General features: G+C 31.7%; 2 protein-coding genes. Both read left to right on the top strand.

Annotated features, from left to right (window positions below; genetic code table 11):
- The first annotated feature begins 115 nt into the window (after positions 1 to 115).
- Positions 116 to 328 carry a hypothetical protein gene (locus PBF_RS24740; protein ID WP_035333673.1) on the top strand — a complete coding sequence of 71 codons (213 nt, stop codon included), beginning with the start codon at positions 116 to 118 and terminating at the stop codon, positions 326 to 328.
- A gap of 58 nt (positions 329 to 386) precedes the next feature.
- Entirely contained in the window at positions 387 to 1,253 is an 867-nt protein-coding gene (locus tag PBF_RS24735; protein ID WP_035333671.1) for a hypothetical protein, read from the top strand.
- The last annotated feature ends 71 nt before the right edge of the window (positions 1,254 to 1,324 follow it).

The raw sequence follows: 1,324 nt of genomic DNA, 5'->3' as shown, positions 1-1,324 counted from the left end.
AGGAAGATTATACGCAGCAAGGTTTAAAGTTTTAATCATAAAAAATAAAATTGAGTATAAATTTAAATAAAAAAGGGAAATTAAAATAAAAATAGAATTTTATGGAGGTGGTTAAATGAAGAAAATAAGGGAGGAATCAAAATTGGACGAGTTTAAAAATGTGAGCTCAGTGAAGATTATTAATGATGATGTCTATAATGGACAATTGGCAAAAATTATCGATGCAGAGGAACATGCATTAGGAGTAGATTTGAGAATCGCGACAAAAGATGGAGAGCAATATTGGATATCATCTGATTCAGTTGAAGTTTTTAGTAAAGAAGTATGATAATTTTGACGAATATTGTAAAATAGAAATATCTTGCAAAGAAGGGAGGTATTTCTATATGGACTTTAAAGTCTATCAAATATTTGAGGATATTAACTTTGAGGGAAGAGAAACTGAATTAAGGGATTACCTAATTAATTCTGATTTCTTTGAAGGCGATCATGGATTGAACTATGTTATCAACAATGATGTGGAACTTGAAAACGGTGTCCTAACTGGTACACTTAGCGAAGAATTTATACCAAATAGCTATAGTGTTGACGATGATAAAAGTATTAGCGTTATGGATGACATTGAACCATACGAAAGGACTTTTTTTGCATTAGACTTTAACACTAGAGCGTTTTTGGTACAGAACAGAAAATATTCACCAACAAATCTAAAGCCAGGTAAATCCTTGAATAGATTAATAGAGATTTTCGGTGATGCGTTTAATAATGTTTTTAACGCTGGGTTTACCCTTATTCCAGTCTTGTTGCCAGAAGGAAACGATCTATTTCTTACTTTATTCAATAATCATAGAGTTGTAGAAATAAAGGTTTCTAATCTAAATGAAAGAACAGCGTTTAATGATGGACACGAGTTATCTGACGATGAAGAGGAAAATAATTTCATAAAAACGTTATGGAATGAAGATTCATCACTTATGGATAGCATCGTATTGAAAACTACATCTGAAGGAGATTTGAACGATAATATTTTTGCCCATGCTGCGCTTTCATCTCCAAACTGCATCATTGAAAAAATTAAGTATTTTGATCCTGAAGAAGATGGGTTTGTTACAAAAACAAGGTCATCTTTTGATAAATTCCCAATACCTAACTTAGATAGGAATGTGGAATCCATTACTGCATTTCAAACTATAATTAATGCTGTAAATGAAAACAGAGCATTACTTAGAAGAATGAGACAGATAAGGGATTAGGAATTATTAAAATTAGTGAGGAAGAGCAACCGAAATTATTGGTTGCTCTTTTATTTTGCCTTCAAGGGGGG

Source organism: Cytobacillus firmus DS1, assembly GCF_000565285.1.
In the GTDB taxonomy this organism is placed as follows: Bacteria; Bacillota; Bacilli; order Bacillales; family Cytobacillaceae; genus Cytobacillus; species Cytobacillus firmus_A.
This window is presented reverse-complemented; position numbering and strand designations above follow the sequence as displayed.

What these genes read in the sequence shown, in the direction of transcription:
- PBF_RS24735 (WP_035333671.1), top strand. Translation starts at nt 387, where the DNA reads ATGGACTTTAAAGTCTATCAAATATTTGAGGATATTAACTTTGAGGGA.
- PBF_RS24740 (WP_035333673.1), top strand. Translation starts at nt 116, where the DNA reads ATGAAGAAAATAAGGGAGGAATCAAAATTGGACGAGTTTAAAAATGTG.